This is a genomic window from Porphyromonas macacae DSM 20710 = JCM 13914 (assembly GCF_000379945.1).
Taxonomy (GTDB): domain Bacteria; phylum Bacteroidota; class Bacteroidia; order Bacteroidales; family Porphyromonadaceae; genus Porphyromonas; species Porphyromonas macacae.
Map to the genome: position 1 here is coordinate 1 of NZ_KB904149.1, position 23,786 is coordinate 23,786.

General features: G+C 43.3%; 19 protein-coding genes. 7 read left to right on the forward strand and 12 right to left on the reverse strand.

Annotated elements, in window-relative coordinates:
- Positions 1–661: 661 nt before the first annotated feature.
- On the forward strand, positions 662–2,359 hold the full coding sequence (locus tag A3GI_RS0107435; protein ID WP_018360825.1) for a phosphoethanolamine transferase: 1,698 nt from the start codon (positions 662–664) through the stop codon (positions 2,357–2,359).
- A 32-nt stretch (positions 2,360–2,391) separates the two neighbouring features.
- Here A3GI_RS0107435 and A3GI_RS0107440 read toward each other — a convergent pair whose 3' ends face one another.
- Both A3GI_RS0107440 and A3GI_RS0107445 read right to left on the reverse strand, forming a co-directional pair.
- The gene (locus A3GI_RS0107440; protein ID WP_018360826.1) at positions 2,392–3,006 is read right to left on the reverse strand and encodes an aminotransferase class IV; all 615 of its coding nucleotides are present in this window, start codon (positions 3,004–3,006) and stop codon (positions 2,392–2,394) included.
- A gap of 3 nt (positions 3,007–3,009) precedes the next feature.
- Positions 3,010–3,987, reverse strand: a complete 978-nt coding sequence (locus tag A3GI_RS0107445) for an aminodeoxychorismate synthase component I (RefSeq protein WP_018360827.1) — start codon at positions 3,985–3,987, stop codon at positions 3,010–3,012.
- 68 nt (positions 3,988–4,055) lie between these two features.
- On the opposite strand from A3GI_RS0107445, the gene A3GI_RS0107450 reads away from it, so the two are divergent.
- Positions 4,056–4,634 carry an anthranilate synthase component II gene (locus A3GI_RS0107450; RefSeq protein ID WP_018360828.1) on the forward strand — a complete coding sequence of 193 codons (579 nt, stop codon included), beginning with the start codon at positions 4,056–4,058 and terminating at the stop codon, positions 4,632–4,634.
- A gap of 27 nt (positions 4,635–4,661) precedes the next feature.
- Here the strand turns inward: A3GI_RS0107450 and A3GI_RS0107455 are convergent, their stop codons facing one another.
- Together A3GI_RS0107455 and purB are read right to left on the reverse strand one after the other, a co-directional pair.
- Entirely contained in the window at positions 4,662–5,171 is a 510-nt protein-coding gene (locus A3GI_RS0107455; RefSeq protein ID WP_018360829.1) for a pyridoxamine 5'-phosphate oxidase family protein, read from the reverse strand.
- Between the two features lie 275 nt (positions 5,172–5,446).
- Positions 5,447–6,781, reverse strand: a complete 1,335-nt coding sequence (gene purB / locus A3GI_RS0107460) for an adenylosuccinate lyase (RefSeq protein ID WP_018360830.1) — start codon at positions 6,779–6,781, stop codon at positions 5,447–5,449.
- 455 nt (positions 6,782–7,236) lie between these two features.
- Here purB and A3GI_RS0107465 point away from each other — a divergent pair, with 455 nt between their 5' ends.
- From A3GI_RS0107465 to A3GI_RS0107475, 3 genes are all read left to right on the forward strand, one after another.
- On the forward strand, positions 7,237–7,509 hold the full coding sequence (locus A3GI_RS0107465) for an HU family DNA-binding protein (RefSeq protein ID WP_018360831.1): 273 nt from the start codon (positions 7,237–7,239) through the stop codon (positions 7,507–7,509).
- A gap of 173 nt (positions 7,510–7,682) precedes the next feature.
- Positions 7,683–9,770: an HD family phosphohydrolase gene (locus A3GI_RS0107470; protein ID WP_018360832.1), complete on the forward strand. Its 2,088-nt coding sequence runs from the start codon at positions 7,683–7,685 to the stop codon at positions 9,768–9,770.
- Positions 9,767–10,294, forward strand: a complete 528-nt coding sequence (locus A3GI_RS0107475; RefSeq protein WP_018360833.1) for a shikimate kinase — start codon at positions 9,767–9,769, stop codon at positions 10,292–10,294. The genes A3GI_RS0107470 and A3GI_RS0107475 overlap by 4 nt, the downstream gene beginning before the upstream one ends.
- Here the strand turns inward: A3GI_RS0107475 and A3GI_RS11265 are convergent.
- The 8 genes from A3GI_RS11265 to cdd form a co-directional block, all read right to left on the reverse strand.
- Entirely contained in the window at positions 10,284–11,855 is a 1,572-nt protein-coding gene (locus A3GI_RS11265; protein WP_018360834.1) for a ComEC/Rec2 family competence protein, read from the reverse strand. The two genes, A3GI_RS0107475 and A3GI_RS11265, sit on opposite strands and share 11 nt — an antisense overlap.
- A gap of 35 nt (positions 11,856–11,890) precedes the next feature.
- Positions 11,891–12,559 carry a ribulose-phosphate 3-epimerase gene (gene rpe, locus A3GI_RS0107485; RefSeq protein WP_026216007.1) on the reverse strand — a complete coding sequence of 223 codons (669 nt, stop codon included), beginning with the start codon at positions 12,557–12,559 and terminating at the stop codon, positions 11,891–11,893.
- Positions 12,560–12,992: 433 nt separating this feature from the next.
- Entirely contained in the window at positions 12,993–13,571 is a 579-nt protein-coding gene (locus A3GI_RS0107490; protein ID WP_018360836.1) for an RNA polymerase sigma factor, read from the reverse strand.
- Between the two features lie 236 nt (positions 13,572–13,807).
- A complete protein-coding gene (gene hydF / locus A3GI_RS0107495) occupies positions 13,808–15,007 on the reverse strand; it encodes a [FeFe] hydrogenase H-cluster maturation GTPase HydF (protein WP_018360837.1) in 1,200 nt (399 codons plus the stop codon).
- 30 nt (positions 15,008–15,037) lie between these two features.
- A complete protein-coding gene (hydG, locus tag A3GI_RS0107500; protein WP_018360838.1) occupies positions 15,038–16,462 on the reverse strand; it encodes a [FeFe] hydrogenase H-cluster radical SAM maturase HydG in 1,425 nt (474 codons plus the stop codon).
- 92 nt (positions 16,463–16,554) lie between these two features.
- Entirely contained in the window at positions 16,555–17,619 is a 1,065-nt protein-coding gene (gene hydE / locus A3GI_RS0107505) for a [FeFe] hydrogenase H-cluster radical SAM maturase HydE (protein WP_018360839.1), read from the reverse strand.
- Positions 17,603–19,069 (reverse strand): monomeric [FeFe] hydrogenase, encoded by a 1,467-nt coding sequence (locus A3GI_RS0107510; RefSeq protein ID WP_025003588.1) that lies wholly within the window; start codon positions 19,067–19,069, stop codon positions 17,603–17,605. The genes hydE and A3GI_RS0107510 overlap by 17 nt, the downstream gene beginning before the upstream one ends.
- A gap of 515 nt (positions 19,070–19,584) precedes the next feature.
- A complete protein-coding gene (gene cdd / locus A3GI_RS0107515; protein ID WP_018360842.1) occupies positions 19,585–20,067 on the reverse strand; it encodes a cytidine deaminase in 483 nt (160 codons plus the stop codon).
- 259 nt (positions 20,068–20,326) lie between these two features.
- Between cdd and A3GI_RS0107525 the strand changes: the two genes are divergently transcribed.
- Both A3GI_RS0107525 and A3GI_RS0107530 read left to right on the forward strand, forming a co-directional pair.
- Positions 20,327–21,847: a Do family serine endopeptidase gene (locus tag A3GI_RS0107525; RefSeq protein ID WP_018360843.1), complete on the forward strand. Its 1,521-nt coding sequence runs from the start codon at positions 20,327–20,329 to the stop codon at positions 21,845–21,847.
- Positions 21,848–22,106: 259 nt separating this feature from the next.
- Positions 22,107–23,756, forward strand: coding sequence for a fumarate hydratase (locus tag A3GI_RS0107530; protein ID WP_018360844.1), 1,650 nt, complete (start codon positions 22,107–22,109; stop codon positions 23,754–23,756).
- Positions 23,757–23,786: the final 30 nt, after the last annotated feature.

The window sequence follows — 23,786 nt, forward strand, 5'->3', positions numbered from 1 at the left end:
AGACCTTGGATTGATTCTAAATTCAGCGAATCTACAATGCTGTTGACCAGGCGCACAGGGTCATTGGCATCAATATCTTGACCAAGTTCTGCAGGAAATAGCAGGATGGGGTCGGATATGTAAGGACGAAAGTGTAACTTTGTATTCATTAAGTAATTGATATTTGCTAAGTTACTCAAACTTAGTGAACGAACGAAGCCCTAGCTTGTGAAAGTTGGGGCTTTGTCGTTGGATGAGGAATAAAAAAAGGAGGCTGCCCCAAAAATGAATTTTGACACAGCCCCCTTTTATTTCAAAACCGTGAATTTGCTACAATGTTGACGTGTTGACGTGTACTGAAACTCGCTGCCTGATGATTCAAAATTCTTTGCCTGACGAATTTTTATCCAAGTTAACTTGGATTTTTTTTCTTTGCCTGATGGTTGAAAATCCATCAGGCAAAGAATTTTGAACAAACAGACACTGTTTTTCCGGCAGATATTTTGAGGATAACGTGTACGGACATTTTCATCCGGCGGGAGAAACGCGGATATTTTTTCCAGACTATAATTTACTAACTTTGCGCACTGCATTCATGGAACTTCCCATGAGTAGATATATTAAACATTTATTAAGGGTTGGTTGGAGCTGCAACTCCGTTTAATCCTTTGTTTGATTGAAAATGGTTTCTCTGGAAAAGATAAAAACATATAATAAACAGGAATTGCTCTTTTGTTTTTTTCTGTTTACACTGATACTGCCAAACATTATACTGAGTTTTACCGAACCGTACAGTATATTGTCTTCCTGGATCAATGTATTATTGCCGCTCGGGGTGTATGGTTTTTTGATCAATCTCAAATGTAAACCGGGTATTTCTTTCTTGCTGCTCTCCCCCATTATTTTCATCAACGCTTTTCAGTTAATTATCCTGTCCCTTTTCGGAGAATCCATTATTGCCGTGGATATGTTTCTCAATCTTTTTTCCACGGATATGGATGAAGCGTCGGAATTGTTGGGCAATTTATTACTCCCGATTTTAGGTACTCTGGCAGTCTATATACCGGCCGTAGTCATAGCATGCTTCTCTGCGCGCAGTGAAAAAACCCTTCCAATGCGGTGGAGAAGGTTCAACCGGATCGCCTCGCTTTCACTTATTATATTGTCTGCTGTTTTTATTTTCCTGTCCAAGAAAAAAGATAATACTTATCAGATAAAAAAAGAGGTTTTTCCGGTCAATGTGTTTCATAATATGAAATTGGCGGCAAAGCGGGTAAATGAACTTCGTAACTATAAAAAAACATCGGAAAGTTTTGTGTATAACGCCAAAGCCACACACATGCTTTCGGCGAAAGAGGTCTACGTGCTGGTAATCGGTGAAACGTCCCGTGCCTGTCAGTGGCAATTGTACGGATATGAGCGTGAAACTACACCCTTGCTTTCTGCGATTAAAGATGAACTTATCGTATTCAAAGACAACATGACACAAGCGAATACGACCTATAAGAGTGTGCCTACTATTCTGTCGCCTGCATCAGCACAAGAGTTTTCCGGTTTGCATAAGATGAAAGGTATTTGCACTGCATTCAAAGAGGCCGGATTTTACACGGCTTTTATTTCTACGCAAGCCAAAAGCCATGGTTATATAGAATATTTCAGTCAGGAAGCCGATGAATCTTATTTTTTGAGACTGGAATATCCCGGAAGGAGGATTATGGACCACGAGATGCTCCCCTATCTGGATCGCTTGCTGCATTCTGAAAAACAAAAAATCCTGGTTATACTGCACTCTTACGGCTCTCATTTCAATTATCAGGATCGTTATGAAAAGGAAGAAGCTCTTTTCAAACCCGACAAGGTGGAGTCTACATCAAGAAAATATCTGACTCAACTAAGAAATGCTTACGATAATGCGATACGCAGCACCGATCGTTTTCTTTATGATGTGATCGACCATATCAGGCAGATGAATGGTGTGAGTGCCATGATTTATGTTTCCGATCACGGTGAGGATATATACGACGATGACCGTAATCGCTTTTTACACTCCTCACCTACTGCCTCCTATTATCAGATCCATGTACCTTTGTTGCTATGGCTTTCGGATGAGTATAAAAAAGCTTTTGAAGATATTGCAGAGATTGCCTTGCGAAATGAAACCAAACCGACATCCTCTCATGATGTTTTCCATACCTTACTGGATCTGGCAGGAGTAGAGACTTCTTATAAGAAAACAAGCAGATCTCTGATACGTACGGACTATGAAGCAGGTGTTCGCTACTATCTGAACGACTATAATGAAGCTGTTCCCATTCCCGAACTCGATTTGAAAAAGGAAGACAGGCAGATGTTTGCAAAGAAAGGGCTTGCCTGGCAATAGTAGGAAACAGCCTAGAAGAATATGTGCCGAATTTACAAGAGTATATGGGTAACCGGCACCTCGATACAATAATCGATCGGCATCATTGCATTGATGAGGAGTACAGAGTCATAATCCGAAAGTTCGGAAAGATAAATCACTTTTTCACTGATTATACCTCGCTCTAAAAGCCAGGATCTTTGCACACCTTTGAGCAAAGGATGGGCGGGTGTATAGAGTTGGTGCTCTTTTCTTAGCAGTATGTTCGAGTAAGAGGTGTCTGTGATTTCACCATTTTCTCTAAACAGCAAAATATCGTCAGCGGCTCCTTTTTGTTCGTAACAATCTTGTAAGACTTTCCGATCGGCATATTTCAGATGATAGTCCAAAGAGACAGGCATCGGCACGGCTTTCAGGGAGTTTATTCCCCGCTTTTGATAACGTGTGTATCGAATGTCTCTCACCTCTTCATCGTAAAGCACCCGGCATTTTACTGTCCCACATTTGATTGGAGAAGGCACTTGCTTGAGTACATCGGGGAGAGACCATGTGCAACGAACAGCATATTCATCAAAAACTTGTTTAACCCTTTCATGATGAAAATCGAGCAATTGAGGTTCTCCGTCCGTAAATCGGACAGTTTCAATAAATTGAGGAAAGCTTTTCATCGTTTAGAATGGTAAATAAACTTTTTCACAAACTTCATCGTACTCTTCACGTGCCATACTGTTGATGGTAATTCCTCCACCGCTTCTGTAAAACATTCGGCCGCCCGGACGCTGTTCGATATAACGGATCATTACTCCTGTATCAAGGCTTTGTCCATCGAAATAACCGAATACACCGGTATAAAATCCACGCTTTTCGTTCTCGGCTCCGGCAATCGCTTTAACTGTCGCTTCTTTAGGTGCCCCGCAAATAGAACCGGCCGGTAAGAGTTTGTGAATAATAGAGCCAATCTGTGCCTGCCAGTCATCGGGCAATACTCCTTCTATTTCCGAACTGACCTGTAGCAGTTCTCCCTTATTGGTTTTCAGGCGGTCTATATACCTGAAACGTTTGACCTGCACATTTTTGCTAACCATGGACAGATCGTTTCTGATGAGATCAACAATCGTATAATGTTCCGCACTTTCTTTGTAATCCGAAAGGATAATGGCTTCGGCATCAGGGATTGAGGCATCGATAGTGCCTTTCATCGGGTTGCAGGAGATATACCCGTCTTTTAAACAGACAAACCGCTCCGGAGAAAAACAGACGAACCTCCCCGGTATACACAGCTTGTACAGGGCTTTGGCTCGTAAATAGATTTCCGGTAGGGATAAATCGACTTGAAGAGGCGTTGAAACGGTGAGATTGGCCAAAAAAGAATCGCCCCGCACGAGTGCATCACGTATAATCCGAAAACGTTTTTTGTATTCTTCAAAAGTGATGGGGGACGAGGAAAAGCGGAAGCGAGCAACACCTTTGTCTGTTGTTGAAACTGCATCATTGGAAACTCCTCTTACATCGAATAAAACCTCTTGCTGACTTAGCGGTTCTTCGATCAATATCAATTCCGATAACTCATAATCTACCGCAAAAAGAAAAGGTTTTTTCTGCGAACCCAAGCGATTCATCGCTTCAAATTGATTGTCAATAGAAGTCATGTATACGGATATACTTTTTAATTGCTGCTACAAAAGTAATATCTTCGCAGACAAGTTAGCAGACTACAATGAAAAAGATACTCATTGCCAATAATCATGATTCGTTCGTGTTTAACCTTGTCGAACTATTGAGACGGATCGACGGATGTGTTTTCGATATTCGATTCACGGAAGATATTTCTCCGACTTCCGTGGATTCGTATGACGGCATACTGCTTTCTCCGGGTCCGGGATTGCCTTGCGAGCAGAACAATTTAATGTCGTTGATTGATTATTGTCACACCACACACAGTATTTTAGGGGTTTGTCTGGGACATCAAGCCATTGCAGAATATTTTGGCGGAAAAATCTTCCGCCAAAAAACACCTTTGCACGGTCATGTCGACCGGCTTGAAAGAATAGAGGGAAACGACCTGCTGCTAAAAGATATTCCACCGGGTTCGGTAGTAGGGCGCTATCATTCGTGGGCGGTAGACCCGATTTCATTACCGAATGATTTAGAAGTAACATCTTATGCTGAATCGGACGGGGCTATCATGTCTCTGTCACACACACGGCTCTCTGTTCATGGCGTACAATTTCACCCCGAAAGCTATATAACGCAACGGGGTGAAACATATATTAGAAACTGGATCGTCAGTATTTGACACTCCGATTTTATTATAGGTGTAAGATCAGATTTTAATATTGCCTTCTACATTTTGCTCTAAGATTGCATCTTCTTTACCGGTAAGGGTTGCCCATGCATAACTCAGCATACCGGCAATCTTGCCGTTTTTGGTGTCCCAATAGTAACTGTTCAACGGAGCCACTCTGATAATAGACACGTTGGGGTCTTCTTTGCCCTCAAACCAGGGATTAGCCATATTAGACCATCTTTCTTCAACAGTTTTTCTGTCTTTATAAATGAAAGCATGGCCATAAACCGAAAGATACTCCGAGCTGTCTTTATTCGTAAAGAAAAGCTGCACCCGATTGTCATTTTCGATATCTGCATTCTTCTTGCTGTCGCTGCCGCTGATAAACCATAAGTTTCCATCCTCATCGCATTCCTTGAGTACCATGGGGCGAGATTCTATCGGCAGTTGCTTCAGGTTTGTAGCAAACAGGCAAACACGAGCTTTCTCGGATATTTCTTTCAGTTTATTAATAGCTTCGCGGTGTATTAAATTCTCTTTTGACATAGGTTTAGAATAATTATTTGCGTTTTTAATAAACTCGTTTTATTTTAAACATTGCCAAAATAAAAAAGTTTATTCCGTCTAATCCTTACGATACCGAACAGGACGACTGTTCGGATTTACAGCAATCTACCCTATCCTTAAAAGAAGGTGTGCCAAAATAGACATTTTGATTCATCTTCTTTTTTAGTAATTCCCATATCAGAATTCAAAGAAAAAAGGGTGCATCGAAAATAAATTCGACACCCCCTCTTTTCTTTCGTAAACAAAATGACGGATTAGATACCGACGTAATTCATGGGAGTAATTTCGCGAAGTTCGGCTTTTACAGCTTCACTTACATTTAACGTTTCGATGAACTTAGCGATGGTTTCGGGGCCGACCGCTTCATTTGTTCTTGTCAATGCTTTCAACGTTTCATAAGGGTTCGGATATCCCTCTCTGCGCAAGATCGTTTGTATCGCTTCTGCCACAACGGCATAGTTGGCTTTCAAGTCCTGCTCCAGTGCCTCTTCGTTCAAAATCAGTTTATCGATACCTTTCTTAAGGCTCTTGACAGAAATAACGGTATGTGCAAAAGGTACACCCACATTACGCAGCACGGTGCTGTCCGTAAGATCGCGTTGTAGCCGGCTGACAGGCAACTTGCGCGCCAGAAACTGGAAAACGGCATTGGCCATGCCAAGGTTACCTTCGGCATTTTCAAAGTCTATAGGATTTACTTTATGGGGCATGGCAGAAGAACCGACCTCACCGGCTTTGATTTTCTGCTTGAAATAATTCATGGAAATATACATCCAGATATCTCGTGCAAAATCTATCAAAATAACATTCACGCGGGTCAAAGCATCGAATATGGCAGCCATCTGGTCATAATTCGAAATTTGTGTTGTCAGCATTTCACGCTCAAGGCCAAGACTCATCACAAAATGTTTGGCAAAGGTACCCCAATCATGTTCGGGATAAGCTACTTTATGTGCATTCAGATTACCGGTAGCTCCACCGAATTTGGCCGTATGAGGAATCAGCATGATACGCTCGTATTGTGTGCGCAATCTATACACAAAAACATTGATTTCTTTGCCTAATCTTGTAGGACTGGCCGGTTGGCCATGCGTGCGCGCCAGCATAGGCACATCTTTCCACATTTCCGCCATTGCCTCCAGTGTATCGATCAGGTGAACCAGTTCAGGCAACAGTTCCAAATCCAAAGCTTCCTTTATCATTAAAGGGAAAGCCGTATTGTTAATATCTTGAGAGGTCAAACCGAAGTGAACGAACTCTTTTTCTTCACCCATCCCCAAAGCTTCGAATTTTTCTTTAATAAAGTATTCGACTGCTTTTACATCATGATTGGTTACGGATTCTATGTCCTTAACTCGTTGAGCGTCGGATTCGGTAAATTCCTTATATATATTGTGCAGCTGTTCTTCGCGTTCGGGGGTAATGAATGTCCGTAGTTGGGACAATTCTTTGCAAAGGGATATAAAATATAAGATTTCAATGCGTACGCGGTAACGAATAAGGGCTGCCTCTGAAAAATAGCTCGCCAGTCCTTCTACCTTACTGCGGTAACGTCCGTCAATGGGAGAGATTGCATTCAATACATCCATGATATATACTATTGGGTTTGATTATTATCGGCAGGCAAAAAGAAACATGTGCCTGTCTGTTTTTAACAATTATTCAAAAATAAGCATTATTCTGCTATATGAGGCTAATTATTCATGATGTCTTTTTTGTTTTTAGAGATTGAAATTCTAAGAAATAGAGGAGCTAAAGTCTATGTTTAGAGTGAAATAGCTTGTTTTTCTCATTTTTTTCATCTCTTTTGCAGGATATATGGCCTTAAGATGTTGTTTGAATAAAAAAAAATGCTACTTTTGGTAGTAACAATTGTAGTATAAGCTGACTGTTAAGCTTATAGTTACTTGGGTTTTTATTTATTACGATTGTGTATTAAGAGTTTTATTCGGGGACTTCACATATCATCATACCGGATAGTTAGATTGGTATCTGTCGGTTAATGAATTTCTTTTATGTTTTACTAATACAATGATATTGAATTATGAACAAATCTGAATTTATCGCAGAAGTAGCAGCAAAGGCTGGCATGACAAAAGTAGATGCTCAGAAGAGTGTTAACGCTTTTATTGAGGTAATCCGAGAGCAAATGAAAAAAGGAGAGAAAGTTGCGCTGTTAGGTTTCGGCACATTCTCTGTAACACAAAAAGCAGCACGCACCGGTATCAATCCGAAAACAAAGAAAGCCATTAAAATTCCGGCTCGTAAAGCTGTTAAATTCAAAGCCGGCTCTGCTTTGGATGTGAATAAAAAATAGTTCATATTTTATTTCTGAGTTATACGGATACTTGCAAATCGGGAGGTTTGTAAGTGTCCGTTTTTTATTCTTGACTCATGAAAGGTTTATACTGCTATTGGAGATGTGTCTAAACCTCATTCCGAGAGATTGGTTATATTTGAAACAATTCTCTATATATAAGTAAAGTAAATATGTCATTTAGAAAATATATAAAACTCCCAAATAAGGTCAGTAATCGGTTTAAGGTTTTATTTACACTCTTTATTTTAGCCGTAATTATTTCTTTGCTTGCTCCCGGAAACAAGGGTTTCAAATATCAATTTTATAAGGGAAAACCTTGGAATTATGAGCTATTGACGGCTCCATACGATTTTCCTGTTTATAAGAGTGATGCCATCATTACAATGGAGCGTGACAGCGTAAGAGAATCCGTTTTACCTGTTTACGGTCTGGACAAAGAGACCGGGATGAAGATGCTTACAGACTGGAAACACGATTATGAAAAGAAAGCTTCCGGTCGTGTGAACTATCAATACTACACCTATGTGCAGAATTCTTTGCGTAAGATATACGACACGGGTGTTATGTCGAATGAAGAAAAGTCGAATTTGAGAAAGCACGGACATCTCGAATTAAAGTTGCTTAACGAAAATAACGAAACCCACACCGTACCCATTTCACGGTTTCTCACCCTAAAAGAAGCTTACGAACTGCTTTTTGAAAACATTCCCTCTTCTCTGGAACGGAAAGAACTGTCCAATCTCGATCTTTCTTCTTATTTATCAAGCAATGTTATCTACAATCAAGCTCTTACAGAGCAGATGATCAAGGGCGAAATCGATAAACTGTCCCTTTCCACCGGTATGGTACAGGCCGGGGAGCGAATCGTAGACCGTGGGGAGATTGTGGACGGTTATACTTACAACGTACTGAACTCCCTGAAACGTATATATAATGAGCGTTTGGGTGGAGAGAGCCAGATTTTTGCCGTAACGCTCGGAGGCTTTCTGATGGTCAGTTGCTTATTATTTGCCTTGTGGCTGATGCTAAGTTTTTTCACTAACAGAAACTTCGTAAAAAAATACCGGAATGTGGTTTTTCTTGCTGTATTGCAGCTACTGTTCATCTCTCTGACGCAGATGGTAGTCAATTACCAGTGGTTTACCCTGTACATCATTCCCTATGTAATGTTGCCTATTTTGTTGCGCACATTCTTCGATACCTGGACGGCTTTCCTGGCCTACCTGTCCACCATTCTGATTGCTTCTATTTTCGTACCCAACCCCATGGAGTTTATGGTTATGCAGATTGTTGCCGGTATCGTTGCCCTAAGCAGTCTGCAAAGTCTGACCTCCCGTTCGCAACTGATTCGGTGTACTTTTCTGGTTTTCGTGTCTTATGCTTTAACTTATATGGCATTGGAGCTCTTCCGCGAAGGCTCTCTGGATGCCGGTATTTTCCTGCCTTTTCTATATTTCGGGATTAACCTGATCTTTTTGATGTTTACCTATCTGCTGGTATATCTTATCGAAAAAGGTTTCGGATACGTTTCAAACATCAGTTTGGTGGAGTTGAGCGATATTAACACGCCTTTGCTCCGTCAGCTCAGCGAGGTGGCACCCGGCACTTTCCAGCATTCGCTGCAAGTATCTATTTTGGCTACCGAAGCGGCTTTGCAAATTGGAGCAGATGTACAGCTTATACGTACAGGTGCGCTCTACCACGATATCGGGAAAATGAAGAATCCGACTTATTTTACCGAAAATCAAGGGGTGAATAACCCGCATGAGCTGCTCCCGTTCGATGAGAGTGCACGGATTATCATCAGACACGTTAGCGACGGAATAGCTTTAGCACAAAAATACCAACTGCCCGATGCGGTTATCGACTTTATCCGTACCCACCATGGACGCGGACAGGCAAAATACTTTTACAATTCCTATTACAATCAACATCCGGGTGAGACTATCGATGTCGAGCAATTCACCTATCCGGGACCGAATCCGTTCACAAAAGAGACCGGCATTCTGATGCTGGCCGACGCCGTAGAGGCTTCGAGCCGCAGTCTGAAAGAAGTGACTGAAGAAGGTTTGGAACAGTTAGTCAATAAAATCGTGGGGAATATTATCTCGGAAGGCTTGCTTAACGATACGCCGATAACCTTCCATGACGTTCAGATTATCAAGTCGGTTTTTGTGAAAAAACTCAAAACCATGTATCACGCACGCATCACTTATCCGGACAGGATAGAGACCGATGCTCAACCTGTCAAAGCATGAAACCGATCTACATCATAGGTTTTATGGGTGCAGGTAAAAGCACTGTGGGAAGTTTACTGGCAACGCTCAACCATTTGCAATTTATAGACACGGACATTTTTTTGGAAGCCCGTTTCCGGAAAAGTATTCGCGATATGTTTGTCGAAGTTGGCGAAGAACGTTTTCGGCAAAGAGAACATTCAGTAATCGAAGAGCTCTCCGGTATGAATGATACGGTGATAGCTACAGGTGGCGGACTGCCCTGTTTTCATAACAATATGGCACTGATGAATGAAACCGGAAAAACCGTTTATCTGGAAGCATCGGACGAAGCGCTCTTCGATCGGCTCTGCCTGTGCAAGCGTACCCGTCCTGCCATCTGTAACCTTAGTGAAGAAGAAATACGTGAGTTTGTGCATGCTACCATGCTCAAACGTCGTCCTGTTTATGAACAGGCACAATACCGCATTTCTGCCGAACAGTTGATGAACAGAGACGATGAGGTTCGTCTGGCACAAAAAATTGCAGAAAGTCTCAATCTTTAACCCCGGATTTTATCGGCCAATAAGCCAGACTGCCGAAAATCAATAACCATATCAATATCAACACCCAAATAGAGATAGAGAAATTTAACTTATCCATGGGCAGCCCGGCAAACAGTTCTACAATCCGCTGCATCAGAATACCAAGCCATTCCACCAGATTTCCCAGACAGACGGCAGAACCTACAACTGCTTCCCACAGCATCCAGAATAAGGCAACAGGAATAAGCAGTACAGCAACAAATACCAGGGGGATATTGCTCCAAAAGAAAAGTAAGGAGATACTCCCAAAGTGATACAGGCAGAGCGGTATAAGCAAGATTTGCGCCGAAAGGCAGACTGCCAGACTTTGCCATATATAGCGAAGAACCGGTTGTTTTACCGAAGGTATTAGACGCTCAATCCTCGGCATAAAGATAATAATAGACAAGACAGCCGTAAAACTGAGTTGAAAGCCGATCCCTTTCCATTCGTAGGGATTCCAAAGTAACATGAGCAGTGCCGCTACCCCCAGAGCATTTATCGCATCTGTCTTCCGCCCTATCATTTTACCGCAGCCGTATACCGTAAGCATCAGAGCAGCTCTTACCGTAGGTGCTGAAAAGCCCGTTACCATGGTAAAAAGCCAGCCACCGATAATCATCGACAACCATTTAAGCCGGTGCAATGTAACCCACGGAGCGATAAGCATAAAAAAACAGGCGATGAATCCTACTACAACAGCCAGATGAAATCCGCTTACTGCCAATAAGTGAGCCACGCCTGCATCATTGAATTGCTTCCTGAGTTCAGGAGAATCCTCTTCATTCAAAACACCCAAAGAAACAGCTTTGACCAGAGACTTTACCGAAGGTGCTATTTGTGCCTCATCCACCTGCTCTATCAGTTCTCTTCTTAGTTTTAATGCTTCCGATTGCAATGTGACCGCCGACGTGAAAGAGCTTATCCGTGAGCGAGTTGTGGTATAGATTATACCCACCGTTTTCTTACTTTTCAGCCATTCGGCATAGCGTTTATTTCCATTGGTCGCCTGACGGATATCTTTGATCAGGCAGGCTGAGAGTTCAACCTCATCCCCGGCATCGAATTTCCATTGACCGGTATAGAGCATGAATCTTTTTCCGAACGCATATTCGATGGCCTGCTTAGATGCTTTGTAAAGCACGATTTCATATCTGGTCCTACCGTCACGAGTAGGATGACCCTCGTTTATGACAGCAAATCGGATATTGCTAACAGTATTTGCCGGAAGCTCTTTAAAATACCATTTCTCCATTATCAACCCTACTGTGCTTCCTGCCAATATCAGGATAAAAGGAAAAAGAACCACCGTATGCACCAATTGCTTCCAATTGAAGTTTCCCGCCCCTATGGATTTGCTGATGTTCTTTCGTCCGGATACCGGTATCTTGCGCGTAAGTAAAAGCAAGACCATAATAGCCCAAACAAACCAGAATCTATAAAATAACATCCCCGTAAGTATACAAAGAAACAGCATGAATGCCGGCCTTTTGTACACTTCACGGGGAATATATGTGAGTTTGTTCAATATTTTCCTAACCATAAAACGTTGCGGCTTCGGATTGAACAGATTTTCCTTTAGCGTCTCAATTCTTTCAGCAGATTGATAGCCTCTTCCGGAGATCGATGTCCGAATATATAGCTGCCGGCCACCAATGCGTCTGCACCGGCCTGCACCAGTTCGGCACCTGTTTTTTCATTGACACCGCCATCCACTTCTATCAGCGTATTCAGCCCTTTTTCATCGATCATCCGTCGCAGTTTCTGCACCTTCTCCAGAGTTTGCCGAATAAACTTCTGTCCCCCGAATCCGGGGTTTACACTCATCAACAGTACCATGTCCAATTCACATAAAATATCCTCCAACAATTCCACCGGAGTGTGCAGATTCAATGTCACAGCAGCCTTCATACCGGCATCGTGAATAGCCCCTATCGTCCGATGCAGGTGGTTTTGTACCTCGTAGTGCACATTCATCATCATAATATCCAAATCGGCCAGCCTTTTGATAAATTTCTCGGGTTCCACAATCATCAGATGTACATCCAACGGTTTTTTGATGAGCGGTTTGATAGCTTCCAGTATGGGAAAACCGAAAGAAAGATTAGGCACGAACACGCCGTCCATAATGTCGATATGCAGCCAGTCTGCACGGCTGTTATTTATCATCTCTATATCTTTATACAGATGTAAAAAATCCGCCGAAAGCAATGACGGGGAAACGATGATTTCTTGATGTTTGTTCATAGCAATTAACACATGCGTCATGAGGTTTGCTTCCTGACACAGAAACAACCCTCATGCGATGACATTTGAAATGTGATTAAATTAATGCTGCGAGTAATCGCAGTTTTGCCAAAGTGGCTTTGTGGCGTATCGATTGACGCTCTATTTCAGATTTAAGAACGATTTGGAGCCGTTCACGCTCAGACAAGGAGTAATAATCTCTCATAAGCAGATACGTTACGTTATTAAATAAGAATATACTCAGGCTGCATATTCCCCAACAAATATAGGCAAGAGTCCCAATATTTATACCACAAAAACCATTGTTGCGGTAAGGTTTCTCATAAATACCTTGCAGATAATGATGTAAAATCCTTTTTCTTCCGCATACAGTCTGTCTACAAGGGGGATACTCTATCTATATTCTATCTTTATAACGTATCAGGTATGCTGCTTATTGTTGTGCCTGTCTGCGCAAATTTATCAGAGCATAGCGCATTCGTCCCAAAGCTGTATTTATGCTCACACCTGTGGTTTCAGCTATTTGTTTGAAACTCATATCCTGCCAATAACGCAGAAAAACGACCTGTCGCTGTTCTACGGGCAGAGTTTTAAGATTTCGATACAGTTCGGCAAGTTTATCTTTTTTCAGCATCACCTCCTCCTGGTTAAGATCTTCAGAAGGCATATACTCCACCCACTCGTCTGTTCCATTGAGGAACAGAGGGTCGTCGGCAATCTTTTGAATGCTCTGTTTTCTGTAATTATCCATGATCAAATTGTGCGCAATGCGTATTACCCAAGCTTTGAATTTACCTTGAGCCGCATATTTACCCTTTTTTATCGTGGTAATTACTTTAATGAAAGTATCCTGAAAAATATCTTCTGCCAGATCGGGATCGCTAACATTGAAACGAATATACGTGTGCACCGCAGCATCATATCGTTCCAGGAGTATATTAAAAGCTTCATTACATCCGTCTGCATACAATACAACCAATTGGTCGTCTGCGAGTTCTTTAAGTCTCTTCATAGGTTTTACCATGAATGGATTAAGTTAATAACTATTGCAGGTAGATGTATTCTATAGGCAGTCTGTTTATTGAATAATTAAACTTATTGAAAACAAATTAAAATAAAACAATCGACGTTTGCAAATTTTCAGCTCTACAACTTGACGTCCTATCGGTAAAATTCTCAGTATCGGATAGCCTTCCCGAAAAGAATGTACTTAATATATAACAACTGTTTTGCAAAAATTCCGGATTACTATGGCAGGGCTACCTTGTCGAGGATACCGGTAAGGTAAGCGATTGTAATGCCATAGTTGGTCATCGGCACTCCCTGACGTTGGGCCTGCCGTAAACGAGACATCACCATCCTGCGCGTAAACATACACGCTCCACAATGAATGACAAGGTCGTACGGGGTAAGATCTTCAGGAAAATCTTTGCCTGAAACCACTTCGATCTGCAGGGAACTTCCGACACGGTTACGCAGAAGAGCGGGAATCTTGACACGACCGATGTCTTCGGTCTCAGGAGCATCAGGAGCATGAGTACATGCCTCGGCTATAAGAACTCTCGACCGTGGAGTGAGACGGGCAATTGCTTCGGCACCGTGAACGAAACAATCGACATCTCCTTTGTAGGCAGCAAAGAGAACGGAAAAAGAAGTAAGTAAACTCGTGTCAGGTTTCATTTCACAGACCTTCCCGAAAACCTGCGAATCGGTGATAATCAATTTCGGCGGAGTAGAAAGTCCTTCCAACGCACTTCTCATTGTTTCCGGCGTACAGCAAACCGGTATGCAACCCTTGTCGAGCAGCTCACGTATGGTCTGTACCTGCGGAAGGATAAGCCTGCCTTTCGGTGCCTGTACATCCTGAGGCATCACAAGCAGTACGATATCTCCCGCCACGGCAAGAGAACCGACAATACTCCCGGTTACCTCTCCTTTGGCATATATACTGCGAAGCACCTCCCTGAGTTTTTCTATCCCCATACCGGTATGGCTGCTGAGAAAGACGGGAGACTGTTCCGTTGCCTCCTTGAGTACATCGAACATCCGATCCGGATAACTATTCACATCTGATTTATTGAGAACAGGAATGACCGGAACCTCTTCCAGTCTTAAACGTTTTATCCATTCGAGCTCCAAAGAGATATCTTCGGATGAGATCACTATGATAGCGATATCGGCACTCTGCATCGTACGATCGGTGCGCTCCACACGAAGCGGCCCCAATTTTTCGTCCGCATCATCGAATCCGGCCGTATCTACCAGCACACAGGCTCCAAGCCCCGGCATTTCAATAGCTTTACTCACAGGATCTGCAGTTGTACCCGGAGTTTCGGAAACCAGAGAAACAGACTGCCCCGTAAGAGCATTGATCAAAGAGGACTTACCGCTGTTGGTCCGCCCGTAGAGAATAATATGCAACCGCTCCGATTGAGGTATCTGTGCCATTGAGTTATATCTTAAAATACCGGCCGGAAATTAAAACCTGAAATCTCTCTTCCCCTCTTCTATTTCTGAAAGATTGCGGGTCGCTCTCTCACGTACTTTGAGGTTGGGGATCATCTTAAGGCCGGCAGCAATCAATTTTTCACCTTTCAGCCGAGTATCGGCAGAAGCATAGTCCTCCAAATACTCCTTAAGGGTGATAAGCGCATTGGGGCCGCAGCAATTGGCAATCTGCCCGCTTTTGACCAGAGACATAAATCGATCGCCGGTGCGTCCTTCTCGATAACATGCTGTACAGAAGCTCGGTACATACCCCAAATCGATGAGCCACGAAACAATCTCATCAAGCGTACGCGTATCGCTGAGATCGAACTGCGCCGTTTCCCGTGCTTCGTTTTCCGTACTTGTTGCATAACCGCCCACGGTGGTGCGGGAACCACCGCTGAGTTGAGAAACTCCGACTTCGAGAACGCTTTCACGAGATCTTCGGGATTCCCGTGTGGATATGATTATACCCGTATAAGGTACTGCAATACGCAGCACCATTACGATACGACGAAAAATATCATCGGAAATAGAGTTGGGAAAATCTGCCGTATCCACATCATCGGCAGGACAAATTCTCGGTACGCTGATGGTATGCGGCCCCACACCGAAAACAGCCTCAAGATGCTCGGCGTGCATCAACAATCCTGTAAAGTCATATTTATAAGTACTCAGGCCGAAGAGTACCCCGATACCCACATCGTCTATCCCCCCTTCCATAGCTCTATCCATAGCTTCGGTATGGTAGATATAATTGCTTTTAGGACCTGTGGGGTGAAGCACCTCGTAAGTCTTCCTGTGGTAGGTTTCCTGAAACAGGATGTACGTACCGATGCCCGCTTCACGCAGCTTTCTGTAATTCTCTACCGAGGTGGCTGCTATATTAACATTCACACGCCTTATGGCACCGTTCCTGTGCTTAATGCCGTATATCGTAGCAATGGACTCGAGAAGATAATCCATGTTATTGAGTGTCGGATGCTCGCCCATTTCAAGAGCCAGCCTCTTATGCCCCATATCCTGCAAAGCAATTACCTCTTCTATTATCTCCTGCTGCGACAGTTTGCGTCGCGGGATCATCTTGTTCCTGGCATGATAAGGACAATAGGTACAGCCGTTGACACAATAGTTGGATAAGTAAAGAGGTGCGAACATCACAATACGATTGCCATACAGTTTTTGCTTGATCGCCTTTGCTATCTCAGACATACGCTGTTGCAGCTCAGGATCTTCGCATTCAAGAAGGAGAGCTGCCTCGCGGTGTCCTAATCCTTTTCCCTCTGCAGCCTTAACGAGTATTTTCTCTATCAGCTCCCGATTATCCTTATGCGCTTCAGCAAAAGCCAATGTTTCCATAATCTCCTCATGGGAAATAAATTCATCAGCCTTTTTCGATGTCTTATCGTATTTCATTTTTATAGTTTCATACCGTTTTCACAAGGAAAAAACAAAAGTAACAAGAGTTTGTTCATCCACACCGTTTCCAACTTCTTCCCTGTTATATCTTAGGGAAAATAAGGCTTCCATCCCTCATATCCGGCATGATCGCCGCGAGCCATGGAAATTTCGTACCCGATATCCTGCAGCTCTGTGGCAAGATCTCTGATACCCTGCGCCGATTCGCTACCGAAAGCCACCTTGTTGTCGTACAGGGAATAATCTTTACGGAGTGAAGGAGGCGAAAGGTTGGGCATCACTACGTTGGCTCCGGCCAGAATGCCTCCGACACGTCCTTTGCCCGGAAGGGAAGCCAGTGCAGTGGTTGCCGGTATAAGTGACTTGGGAAGCATGAGACGGCATATAGCAATAAGCCGAAGGGTGCGGTCTATCGTTCCCGCCGTCTCTCCGGCAAAAGGTGTGGCATGATGGGGAATAAAAGGGCCTAAACCGATCATCTCGGGTTGCAATTCTTCAATAAAACGAATATCCTGCACAAGATGTTCAAGCGTTTGTCCCGGACTCCCGACCATCACTCCGGTACCGGTCTGAAAGCCCAGTTTCTTAAGATTGCGCAAGCATTCTATCCTGCGGGCTATGCGCATCGAGGGGGGATGGAGATATGAGTAATGACTGCTATCGAACGTTTCGTGTCTGAGCAGATAGCGATCGGCTCCGGCATTACGAAGTCTGAGATACGAGCGATAAGACTTTTCACCAAGAGACAGGGTTATGGCACAATCGGGAAACTCTGCATGTATATCTCGCACAATCGCTTCGACCCACGATGCCGGCTGCCCGGGATCCTCTCCACCCTGAAGAACAAAAGTTCTGAGTCCGATTGCATACCCTTCACGGCAACACATCAACACCTCATTATGGGAGAGACGATATCTGGTTATCTCCGAATTATCTTTACGTATACCGCAGTAGAAACAGTTATTGCGGCAAAAATTGCTGATCTCTATCAGTCCTCTCAAATAAACTTTATTTCCGAAATGTAAAAAAGCAACCTCTCTTGCCCTTCGGTGCAGATACGAAACGGTATCTGCATCGGAACAAGAGAGGAGTTCTATCAGGTCTCTATCGGAAAGCGTACGATATGCTGCAAGCCGGTCAACCTCTTTCTTCATATGTTTCCTTTACCTTCGTAAGCTGCTGACTAAGCTGACGACGTCCCGATACAATGTCGTTATAAGCACTCGGTCCGGATATACAACCGCCTTCGCAAGTCATCACCTCGATAAACTGGCCGGGGGCTTTCTTCGACTTTGCATAACTGCGCAGCATGGTAATGTTCTTCCTGTTCAGGTCGGCCACCTCTATGCCGTTCACTTTGCCGGCATCCTTTCCGAGGTAAGCCTTTACGGCACCCATTACACCGCCATTAAGTGCAAAACCATGGGCTTCGCGTACCGAATTGAATACCATTTTATATTCAGGAGCCTGTTCAAGTTCTATATCCATCCCCTTAAAAATGGCACCCACCTCTTCAAAGGTCAGGATCATATCCACTTCTTCATCACGACGTATCTCCTGACGTTTACCGATACAGGGACCTACGAATACGATTTTGGCATTCGGGTATTTCTTTCGTGCGATACGTGCAGTATAGTACATGGGCGAGCCGGTCGAAGAAACAAAGGGTTTCATTTCGGGAATGTGCTTATTGACGAGTTCGATGTATGAAGGACAGCAAGAAGTTGTCATAAAAGGTTGTCCTTCTTCGAGCTTCTCAAGAAGTTCATGCGCTTCGTTGCTCGTCGTATCCATTGCTCCCTGAGCAACTTCGATAACATCGGTAAATCCGATCTGCTTGAACGCTCCATAAACCTGATCGATCGTGGTCTTGAACTGACCGAGGATAGACGGAGCAATAATGGCAATAACCTCTTCCCCTCTGCGTATACTCTGTAACACATCGAATGCCTGCGAAATCTCGAATATCGCACCGAACGGACAAGCTTTAAGACACTTTCCACAATAAATACATTTGCTCTCATCGATCGACTCGATGCCATACTCATCCTTACTGATCGCCTTTACCGGGCAAGCCTCTTCGCATGGTACGGGAATATAGACAATAGCGTGGTAAGGGCAGGATTTATGGCAGATACCGCAACTTACACAGGTATCGTGATTGATTTGCGCCTGCCCGTTCTTCTGAAAACTGATAGCATCCTTAGGGCAGTTGGTATAGCAGCTACGTGCCACGCAACCTCGGCAGAGGTTAGACACTTCGTAATTGATCTGCACGCAAGAGGTGCAAGCCTCATCGATCACACACATCAGATTCTCCTTGTTCGGAGCCTCCCGTTCAAGTGCTTTTTTCGCATATTTGGAAAGCAAATCGACTTCATCCTCCTCATCGGTCATATCGAAACCGAGCAAAGGAAAACATTTATATTTCCAGACAGCACGCTCCTTGTGAGGACAGCATCTGCCTAACGTCTTCGATCTGCGTGGGCTGAGTTCGATGGGCAGACGATCTATTTTCTCGACCAACTGTTTTTCATTCCACAACTTAACAAGATTTGCCAACAACTTGTGGCGAACGATCATTACATTGCTTGTATACGCCATACGATATGATAATAATATACTTTTGCGGCACAAAGATAAGCCCCAAAAGTAATACGATGCAATTATTTTTGCCCTTTCTGTAAAAACGGTTTGTAAAAACAGATAAAACCCTTCTTTTCCGTTTTTCCTGTAAGTCTTTAAGGTATCATAAATATTAAAAAGAATTTTCCCAATCTTTTTTCAGTACACGTCAAAATAATACCCATCAGATAACATGAGCGAAATGCTCCTTTGAAAGACCAAGTTCAACGAATCGAAAAGTGAGATGAGACAGAGGAGGGCGGTTACGATAACTTGAGTTGCTGTTTCAATGAGGATTGCATTCTTCTATCCGTTTCGCTTCATCTAAAATCTCCGCAAAAACCCTCCCGGCTTATGCACAAGCCGCCTGCAATCGTTTCAACAAAAGCCATTCAATCGAACTCACGTTTACTGAAGGGAAAATTGTATTTATATAAATATGTATTCCTCTATCCGAAAGCTATTCTTCCGGAATATGATGAAGAACAATAGAGCTATGAAGTTTGAGGCAAATCTTTCCCATCAAATCCGAAGGGCAACAGAAAACGACAATCATCCAAAACAATTGCACTGTCAACACCGACCATATAAACAGGATATGCATGATGGCGCATGGAACTTTCCATAATCACCTGTCTGCAGGCACCGCACGGAGAAATCTCCTCTACACGCCTACCCTCTGTAATGGCCACCAAAACGAGTTTTTTGATACCGACATCGGGGAAATGGGCTCCGGCATAATAAATGGCAGTACGTTCGGCACATATTCCGGATGGATACGCTGCATTTTCCTGATTGGAGCCTACCACGATTTCTCCATTGTCCATCAACAGAGCTGCTCCCACATTAAACCGGCTGTATGGAGCATAAGCCTTCAGAGCTGCCTGCTCGGCAGACTGCTCCAACATTCTCAACTCATCATCGAATTCTGCACGTGGTATTCTCGTATAATCAATTGTAAAAAGTTCCTTCTTCATATCAATTATGTAAAATCTGAATTGATCATTAAAACTGCTCAATAAGCATTCACGAAAACATACCTGTATTGAATATACAAAATCGTATAACGTTCCATGCCCATATCAAAAATAAGCATATTATTATGATAAAATGATATTCCGATAATAAACCGAACATACGTAACGTTATCTAAATACGTATAACTAATAGGTTAAACAAGAAACCTGAAAAAATAAACTATAACAATCAAAACAATAAAGATTAAGAACAATCGCTATGAACAAAATTCTGAAAGTTTTCGTCCTCACTTTGGGAGTAATCGGGTTAAGTGCCGCAACGACTGTGGGCACATACAAATGGATGCAAAGCAAGACGTCCTCAAAAGAGTTTGCAAATTCAATGCAAACTGCACTGCCGGAAGGCACAAACACACTCAATAAATACGGATTTCAAAATGCGGCTTTGGAGCCCGGCTATAAACCGGCATCCGTAACAGCTGCTCCCAATCTGGTGGAAGCTGCAGAAAAAGCAGTACAGGCCGTGGTACATATTCGCGTGGAAGGTCAACGCAGTATGAGCCGCCGCTACATAGATCCTTTTGAATATTTCTTCGGTAATGGCAACCCTTTTGCCGAAAGGCAAATGCAACCTGTTGTCGGTTTCGGGTCGGGAGTAATTGTCAGCAGTGACGGTTATATCATTACGAATAATCATGTAATCGACAATGGAGATAAAATCAGCGTTACACTGAATGACAATCGGACCTTCAGTGCCAAACTCATCGGTACAGATCCGGCGACAGACATTGCCGTGATAAAGATCGAAGGGGAAAAATTTCCGTCCATTCCTTTCGGAAACTCGGACAATCTGCAAGTCGGGGAATGGGTATTGGCCGTAGGCAACCCATTTAACTTTACATCCACTGTGACTGCGGGTATTGTCAGTGCAAAATCAAGAAACACCTATCCGGATAGCTCCAAAGGACCTAAAGTAGAATCTTTTATTCAAACGGATGCAGCCGTCAACAGGGGCAACAGCGGAGGTGCTTTGGTGAATGCTGCCGGAGAGCTGGTAGGTATCAATTCGATGATTTTTTCCGAAACGGGCAACTATGCCGGTATTTCATTTGCAATACCCATAACAATAGCTGCAAAAGTGGCTCAAGACCTCAAAACGTATGGAAATGTGCAAAGAGCTGTTTTAGGTTTTTCCGGAACAAATGTTACCGATGAACTGATTAAAGAAAAAGGACTGAAGGTAAACGAAGGTGTATTTGTGGCCGACTTCTCCGAAATAAGTGCGGTATACGCAGCAGGTATAGAGAAAAACGATGTTATAACCGCCATCGACGGACAAAAAATTAAAGACTTCGGAGAACTGCAAGGGATAATCAGTCGTTACAGACCGGGAGATGTTATCAACGTTACCGTGGATCGTTTCGGACAAAAAAAGGACTTTAGCGTAAGCCTGAAAAATAAACATGGCAATACGAAAATCATACCTCAATTTTCTGGTCTCTCCGAGATGGGAATAAAACTGAGAGAATTGTCCGGCAAACTTAAAAGAACCTATGGCGTTTCTTACGGTGTGGAAGTAACAGAAGTAACCAAAGAAGGAAAGTTTGCAAAAGCGGGTGTCAAAAAAGGATTTATCGTTCTTTCGATCAATGACCAGCCGGTATACAATATCAACAATATGGAAAAAATGCTTTCGACAGCAGAAGATAGAGGAATAAACAAGCTCTACGTCAGAGGTTTCTACCCTAACGGCAATGTTTATACCTATCTGATACAATGACCATAATACTATCCGGAAGCCTCTTATAGAATAAACGGGAAGACGAAATTCTCCCGGAAACGGTTTCTACGGCTCTTCTCTTAAATACCGGATATTTATTTTCTGAAAAGTTGTCCCGCAAGCCGATAAAATCAGCTTACGGGACAACTTGTTTTGAACTTCTTGACCCAGGCTAACCTATTATATAGATATTGTTTAGCTGGCTTTTCTTACCTTTGGAGTAATACAATAAACATTTATTCATCAATAGCATTGAACTATGGCAACGCCCGAATTCAAGTATCAGAAGCCTTTTCCTTTAGGGACTGACAAGACAGAGTATTATCACTTAACAAAAGACTACGTTTCTGTAGAAAAATTCAACGGACAGGATGTATTAAAAATAGATCCGGAAGCTCTAAGGGTATTGGCTCGTACGGCTTTCCATGATGTTTCGTTTTACCTCCGCCCCGAACATCAGCAAAAAGTAGCCAAAATACTGAGCGACCCGGAAGCCAGCGAAAATGACAAGTTCGTAGCCCTGACATTTCTTCGCAATGCAGAAGTTTCGGCCAAAGGACAACTGCCCTTCTGCCAGGATACGGGTACGGCCATCATTTTAGGCAAAAAGGGACAACAGGTCTGGACGGGAGGACACGATGAGGAATATCTCTCGCATGGCGTATACGATACTTATACGACAGACAATTTGCGTTATTCCCAAAATGCACCGCTGGATATGTATAAAGAAGTGAATACCGGCTGCAATTTGCCTGCTCAAATAGACCTGCTCGCAGTAGACGGTATGGAATATAATTTTCTCTGCATTGCCAAAGGCGGAGGCTCTGCAAACAAGACATATCTGTATCAGGAGACCAAAGCTTTGCTTACTCCCGAGAAGTTGAAAAAATTCATCGTTGAAAAAATCAGCACGTTAGGGACAGCAGCATGCCCTCCTTATCATATTGCCATCGTTATTGGCGGCACATCGGCAGAAACCAACCTGAAAACCGTTAAACTGGCATCGGCAAGATATTACGATGAACTGCCCGACTCCGGCAACGAATGGGGGCAGGCCTTTCGGGATAAAAAACTGGAGCAGGAAATTCTGGAAGAGTGTTATAAATTAGGATTGGGAGCACAGTTCGGAGGTAAATATTTTGCCCACGACATTCGCATCATCCGTATGCCTCGCCACGGGGCTTCCTGCCCTGTGGGTTTAGGAGTGAGCTGCTCTGCCGATCGCAATATCAAAGCCAAAATCAATCAAGACGGTATATGGATCGAAAAACTGGAAACAAATCCAGGACAATACATCCCGGAAGAAATGCGGAAGGGCACGGAAGGGAAAGTGGTAAAAATCGATCTGAACCGCCCGATGAGTGAGATTCTGGCCGAACTGACCAAATATCCTGTTTCTACCAGATTGTCTCTTAATGGCACTATCATCGTAGGGCGCGACATTGCACATGCAAAACTGAAAGAGCGCATAGACAACGGAGAGGGATTGCCTCAATACGTAAAAGACCATCCGATCTACTATGCAGGACCTGCAAAGACTCCGAAAGGTATGCCGAGCGGTTCCTTCGGACCTACAACAGCAGGACGTATGGACAGCTATGTGGATTTGCTGCAGGAAAATGGCGGCAGTATGATTATGATAGCAAAAGGGAATCGCAGCCAACAGGTAACGGACGCCTGCAAAAAGCACGGAGGTTTCTATCTGGGCAGTATCGGAGGGCCGGCTGCTATTCTTGCACAAGACAGTATTAAAAAAGTAGAATGCCTCGAATATCCCGAACTGGGCATGGAGGCTATCTGGAAAATTGAAGTAGAAGATTTCCCGGCTTTTATTCTGGTCGATGACAAAGGCAATGATTTCTTCACTCAAATTCGTGAGAATTGCTCCAAATGCGGTTTGAATAAATAACAAACTCCTTTTATTTTTAACCCTGTGAGG